The sequence below is a fragment of the Colwellia sp. D2M02 genome (assembly GCF_018860755.1).
GTDB classification, from domain to species: Bacteria; Pseudomonadota; Gammaproteobacteria; order Enterobacterales; family Alteromonadaceae; genus Colwellia; species Colwellia asteriadis.
The window spans coordinates 1-5,585 of the sequence record NZ_JAHKPW010000050.1 but is presented as its reverse complement, the minus strand read 5'-3'; the positions used below and the strand labels follow the sequence as shown (position 1 = coordinate 5,585).

The following is a 5,585-nucleotide window of genomic DNA, read 5'->3' as shown; positions in this document are numbered from 1 at the left end:
TTAAGCCGAGCTCAGGTTAGTTATTATTAACGCAGGATACCGTTATGTTTTACAACCTTATTGCTAAAATTGATGAAAAATTTCACTTTCCTGTTGTTAGTGCCCATTGTGATATCCCCTGTAAAATTTATGATCCCATTAGTGCACAGCTGGCGGTATTAACCATAATACGTATGGTTGATTTACTTGATGAACTTAAAGCTAAAGATACGTTAACATTGGATGAGCAGGCGCAGTTTTTGCGTTTAGTCGATCAAAAAGAAAAACATGGCTTGAAAGTTAAAGCAGAAGTTAATGTCATTTGGGGCGACTATATTAAAGCGCCACAACTCGATGCATATCCAGAGCTGCATGAATTGGTTCACAATATTATGTTAGCGACATCACAAGCAAAACAACACATTAGTAAAGCGGCAAGTCTTAAGCTATTAACGCTGGTGAATCGTTTTGCTGAAATTTTCTGGACAACAAAAGGGGTTGAGACTTTTGTCGCAGCTTGTCCTTATCCACCAACGCAACCATTAATTTATCCTAAGCTAGCTTAAGTTAACTTATTTTCAAGGAACATTATTATGTTTGGTTTTCATTTTTGTAAAGTTAGCGGCATTAGTATGTCGCCAACTATTCCTGAAAATAGCTATATATTTATTGTACCTTGGTTAAAAATATTTAAGCTAAAAGAGGGAAGTTTGCTGAAAGTATTACACCCTAAATACGGTTATATGGTGAAATCGTTAGCACAAACTGATCGAAATGGACTCTTTTGGTTAAAAGGGCATCATAAAAGTAGTTTGCCCATTGAAAAAATTGGACCGGTAGGGAAATCACAAATTGCAGGTAAAGTGTTATGGGTTTTTCCGCCTAAATAAAGTTTAGGCGGAAATACATCGGTTATAAAAAGCTCAAACCTTTTTCTAAGTATGTCGCTACCTGCCCGTAACCGTTACTTTGTAAGTAGCCATTTAAGGTATTTACTAACACTGGTGCTTGTTCTTTTGGAATACCAATTTTTTCAAAAGCGCTATTTAGGTATTGTAAGCTTTCTGCTTTTTTCCCTGCATCACCTGCATTAGATAATAATGAATTCAATGAATTTTTTGATTCTGCAACTTCTGGTGCTTGTGATAAGTAGCTATCTAAATCAGGTATAACCTTGCTAATCATCGCAAAATTCTCACCGCTTAAATTATCTTTAGCGACCTTTAATAAAGAGCCAAAACCAGCAGAAACTGTGCTTTCTGATAGGTTAAGCTGTTCAGCGGCATAGCTTATCATGGCGTTGGTTTGTAACGGTTTAGTTTGCTCTTGGCTTGCTGACGTGACTTGTTTGGTTGCTGATTGAGCAGCAGACTTAGTTAAGTCTGCTAGTTCATTTGCCGATACTGGTAATACTGAAAGGCTTAACAGTGCAGGTAGTAACACCGCAGGTAACATTTTAGGGGCGATTTTCATAACGAAAGTATCCTTGGCTTAATCAATAAAAGTTTAATATAAGACTATATGAAGCAAAATTACATGATTATTATAAAAGACAGGAAAAATAGGGCAATAAAAAAGCCTTTCTCAAAGAGAAAGGCTTGAAATGCTCGCATTATGGTCTTGTTAAACAAGCTTCTTATTAGTTGTAGCGTTTTATATTTATTATTGTTTTTCTGAAGCGCAGGCATTTTATACCAAAGCATTTTTGCCACCGCAACAACTTTAATAGAGCATAAACTCCACGATTTTTTTCGTAGTAAAGTGGTCTAATTAGTTGTTGCTCCTAAGCTATTGATTTGATATTCATTGGTAAAATGCAATAGCTTATGTTGGCTAAAAAAATAATTAAAATTAATTTGAACTTTTTATATTCACTTTCTCTCTGCCTTGATTTAGCGCATGGATCAAAGTGTTCTCTGATGGTAAACTGTGCCAATAAATTACTGCCTATAACAGTTTAATTAACAAAACTAATTAACTTTGCGTATTAAACAGGTAAATACCTTAAGAGGAACTCTCGGTGACCGAATTAAAAAATGACAATTATTTACGTGCGCTATTAAAGCAACCTGTCGATTACACGCCAGTATGGATGATGCGCCAAGCTGGTCGCTATTTACCTGAATACCGTGAGTTAAGAGCAACTGCAGGTGACTTTATGTCATTATGCCGTAATGCTGAGTTTGCTTGTGAAGTTACTATTCAACCATTACGTCGTTTCAAATTAGATGCTGCGATTTTATTCAGTGATATTTTAACAATTCCTGATGCAATGGGCCTAGGTTTATACTTTGAAACTGGTGAAGGTCCAAAATTTACCAATCCAATTACTTGTAAAGCTGATATCGAAAAAATTGGCATTCCTGATCCAGAAGATGAGTTAGGCTATGTTATGAATGCGGTACGTACAATTCGCAAAGAGCTTAACGGCGAAGTGCCATTAATTGGTTTTTCAGGTAGCCCATGGACATTAGCTACTTATATGATTGAAGGCGGTAGTTCAAAAGCCTTTACTAAAATCAAAAAAATGATGTTTGCTGAGCCACAAGCTTTGCATATGTTACTTGATAAACTGGCAGATTCAGTTATTACCTACCTTAATGCTCAAATTGCTGCGGGCGCACAATCGGTAATGGTTTTCGATACTTGGGGCGGGGTGTTATCACCACGCGACTATAAAGATTTTTCATTACAATATATGGCGAAAATTGTTGATGGTTTAACCCGTCATGCAGATGGCCGTAAAGTACCAGTAACATTATTTACTAAAAATGGTGGTATGTGGTTAGAGTCTATTGCAGCAACAGGCTGTGATGCCGTTGGCCTTGACTGGACTATTGATATTGAAGATGCAAAAGCACGAGTAGGTGACAAAGTTGCCTTACAAGGCAATATGGACCCATCAATGTTATATGCACCGAAACCACGCATTGAAGAAGAAGTCGCTAAAATTTTAGCAGGCTTTGGTCATGGCGGTACAGGTCACGTATTTAACTTAGGTCACGGTATTCACCCAGACGTTAACCCTGAACATGCAGGTCACTTTATTGAGTCGGTACGTCGTTTGAGTCAGCCTTACCATAAATAACACCGAATATATTTTGCTAGGTTAGTTATGTATTAACTTAACTACCGTTTAATGTGTATTGCTTAACAAAGCCGAGTTTACTTAACGTATACTCGGCTTTTTTTGTGTCCGTTAATAAATAACCCAAATTCAGGTTAAATATTATATTCACCTAAATTCTCCGGTATTGGGAGTACCTCTAACTAAATTCATCGCTCTAAGTTTATATTATCTAATTTATTACTTGTGTTTTGGTGTGCTGGTGGTGTATAACACGTGTATTGTTTTTATGTTAACGCAAGGGAGTAAGCTATGACCCCTCAATGGGATGCTGATAAACCTATCTACCTACAACTTTACCAACAAGTGGTTGCTCGTATTTTAGATGGCTACATAAAAGAAGGCGAGCCTTTGCCATCTGTGCGTAAGGTTGCGGCAGAGTATCAACTTAATCCGATAACAATCTCAAAAGCTTATCAAATGCTTCAAGATGAAAATATTGTCGAGAAACAACGGGGTAAAGGGCTTTTTGTTAAACATGGCGCGCAAGAGTTAATGCTCACTCGTGAACGAGAGAGCTTTTTAACCACGCAGTGGCCACAAGTATTAAAACAAATAACACGACTAAAGCTGTCGGTAGCACAGTTGCTTGCAGAAGATAAGGAGAATAACGCATGAGCGCATTAGTATCAGTGACTAATTTAAACAAGTCGTTTGGTGACAAAAAAGTACTGACAGATATCAATTTATCGTTTGAAGCAGGACAAATAATTGGTCTAGTCGGGCCTAATGGCGCAGGTAAAACGACTTGTTTACAAGCGATATTGGGGCTTATTGATTTTTCTGGCGATATTGATGTTTTAGGGCACCACCCTAAAAAAGATCGCGTGAAGATGCTCAATGATGTGGCCTATATTGCTGATGTTGCTATTTTACCTCGTTGGTTAAAAGTATCGCAGGCATTAAGTTATATGAATGATATTCATCATAATTTTGATATAGCCAAAGCACAGGGATTTTTAGCCAAAACCAATATTGCCTTAAGCGATAAAGTAAAATCGCTTTCAAAAGGCATGATTACGCAATTGCATTTAGCACTTATTTTAGCGATTGATGCCAAAGTACTGATTTTAGATGAACCAACGCTAGGGTTAGATATTTTAACGCGTCGACAGTTTTACAAGCATCTTCTAGAAGATTTCTATACCGAAGATAAATGCATTGTGATTACTACACACCAAATTGAAGAAATTGAACATATCTTAACGGATGTGGCTTTTATTAAAGCAGGTGAAATAGTGTTGTCGCAAAGCACTGAAAATATTCGTGAACGCTTCAATATTTTAGCGGTAAATGCTGAGCATGTTGAACAGGCCGAAACGCTTAAGCCGTTATTTAAGAATACTATGATGGGGTTAACGACGATGCTTTTTGATAATAGTGATTTTAACGCATCAGATCAGGCTTTATTACAAGATTTGGGGCAAGTGAGTGTGCCGAGTTTAGCCGATATTTTTGTTGGTATGATGAATAAGGAGACGTGCTAATGAACACATCATTAATTAAAGCTTCTATTAAAAAAGAATTGTGGGAATTTAAGGGGATGCTAACTTGGGTGCCTATTACCTTAATCGGATTAATTATTGCGGTGCCATTATTAGCATTGCTACTAAACGATCTTGATGGTGATAAGTTTCTTGCAGGAGTAAAGCAATTAGCGGAGTTACAGTCTTCACCAGAGCTGCAAACTATATTCTTTTCGTCAACCATTGCCTTATTTACGCCGTTTTTAGTGGTTGGGTTTATTGTGCAATGTTATTACTTAATTAATTGCTTGTTTGATGAAAAGCGCGATCGTTCAGTGATGTTTTGGCGTTCACTGCCAGTATCAGATGGTTTAACTGTGGCAATAAAGTTACTAACTGGTGCTATCGTTATCCCAGCTATTTTTATGTCAGCAGCAACGGCACTATTTTTATTAGGCTTGTTGGTGAATATTGTTATTAGTAGCGTATTATACTTTGGCTATGATATTTCCCTTTTTGGGTTGTTAGGCGAAATTAATATTGTGAGTAACTTAAGTTACATTTGGGTGAGCTTATTACCAACCGCTGTTTGGTTATTGCCATTATTTAGTTGGTTAATGTTAGCGTCTATTTACGCAACTAAAGCACCATTTTTATGGGCGGTATTACCCATTGCAGCGTTGTTAGTGATTGAAGGAATTATTGTTAATTACTTGCAGCTACCAGATATGTTTTTTGGTAAGTTTTTAATGGACTATTTTTCAATAACTCCGAGTATTGAACATGGCAACTCAATACAAGCACATGACAGTTTGAGTATTATTTTAGCGCAAATAGACTATAGAACCGTTGTTACTTCAGCAGTACTTATGTATGCGGTTTATTGGTTTAGGGTTAATAAAAGCGAAATTTAATGCCGTCTTTAGGGGCTGTTGATCTTTCACGGTTAACTTTTAGCTGAACCCTTCGGGCAGCGTTTGTTAGTCATTTTTACAGCGTTATCGCCTTTTTAG

At 37.0% G+C, this 5,585-nt stretch carries 7 protein-coding genes; 6 read left to right on the top strand and 1 reads right to left on the bottom strand.

Translation table 11 applies throughout. The features are described from left to right. Positions 1-44: 44 nt before the first annotated feature. Together sodN and sodX are read left to right on the top strand one after the other, a co-directional pair. Positions 45-545 carry a superoxide dismutase, Ni gene (gene sodN, locus KO495_RS08005; RefSeq protein WP_215979887.1) on the top strand — a complete coding sequence of 167 codons (501 nt, stop codon included), beginning with the start codon at positions 45-47 and terminating at the stop codon, positions 543-545. A gap of 27 nt (positions 546-572) precedes the next feature. Next, a complete protein-coding gene (sodX, locus tag KO495_RS08000) occupies positions 573-869 on the top strand; it encodes a nickel-type superoxide dismutase maturation protease (RefSeq protein WP_215979886.1) in 297 nt (98 codons plus the stop codon). A gap of 22 nt (positions 870-891) precedes the next feature. Here the strand turns inward: sodX and KO495_RS07995 are convergent, their stop codons facing one another. Then, complete coding sequence (locus KO495_RS07995) at positions 892-1,452, bottom strand: DUF2780 domain-containing protein (protein WP_215979885.1); 561 nt, start codon at positions 1,450-1,452, stop codon at positions 892-894. 547 nt (positions 1,453-1,999) lie between these two features. Between KO495_RS07995 and hemE the strand changes: the two genes are divergently transcribed. The 4 genes from hemE (at position 2,000) to KO495_RS07975 (ending at position 5,486) form a co-directional block, all read left to right on the top strand. Beyond that, positions 2,000-3,067 carry a uroporphyrinogen decarboxylase gene (gene hemE / locus KO495_RS07990; RefSeq protein WP_215979884.1) on the top strand — a complete coding sequence of 356 codons (1,068 nt, stop codon included), beginning with the start codon at positions 2,000-2,002 and terminating at the stop codon, positions 3,065-3,067. A 291-nt stretch (positions 3,068-3,358) separates the two neighbouring features. Next, a complete protein-coding gene (locus KO495_RS07985) occupies positions 3,359-3,724 on the top strand; it encodes a GntR family transcriptional regulator (RefSeq protein WP_215979883.1) in 366 nt (121 codons plus the stop codon). Continuing rightward, complete coding sequence (locus tag KO495_RS07980; protein ID WP_215979882.1) at positions 3,721-4,593, top strand: ABC transporter ATP-binding protein; 873 nt, start codon at positions 3,721-3,723, stop codon at positions 4,591-4,593. The genes KO495_RS07985 and KO495_RS07980 overlap by 4 nt, the downstream gene beginning before the upstream one ends. Then, positions 4,593-5,486, top strand: a complete 894-nt coding sequence (locus tag KO495_RS07975; RefSeq protein ID WP_215979881.1) for an ABC transporter permease — start codon at positions 4,593-4,595, stop codon at positions 5,484-5,486. The genes KO495_RS07980 and KO495_RS07975 overlap by 1 nt, the downstream gene beginning before the upstream one ends. Positions 5,487-5,585 lie beyond the last annotated feature (99 nt).

Bases quoted from the DNA above. Each gene is read 5' to 3' on its own strand.
- sodX (WP_215979886.1), top strand. From the start codon at position 573: ATGTTTGGTTTTCATTTTTGTAAAGTTAGCGGCATTAGTATGTCGCCA.
- KO495_RS07995 (WP_215979885.1), bottom strand. From the start codon at position 1,452: ATGAAAATCGCCCCTAAAATGTTACCTGCGGTGTTACTACCTGCACTG.
- KO495_RS07985 (WP_215979883.1), top strand. From the start codon at position 3,359: ATGACCCCTCAATGGGATGCTGATAAACCTATCTACCTACAACTTTAC.
- sodN (WP_215979887.1), top strand. From the start codon at position 45: ATGTTTTACAACCTTATTGCTAAAATTGATGAAAAATTTCACTTTCCT.
- KO495_RS07980 (WP_215979882.1), top strand. From the start codon at position 3,721: ATGAGCGCATTAGTATCAGTGACTAATTTAAACAAGTCGTTTGGTGAC.
- KO495_RS07975 (WP_215979881.1), top strand. From the start codon at position 4,593: ATGAACACATCATTAATTAAAGCTTCTATTAAAAAAGAATTGTGGGAA.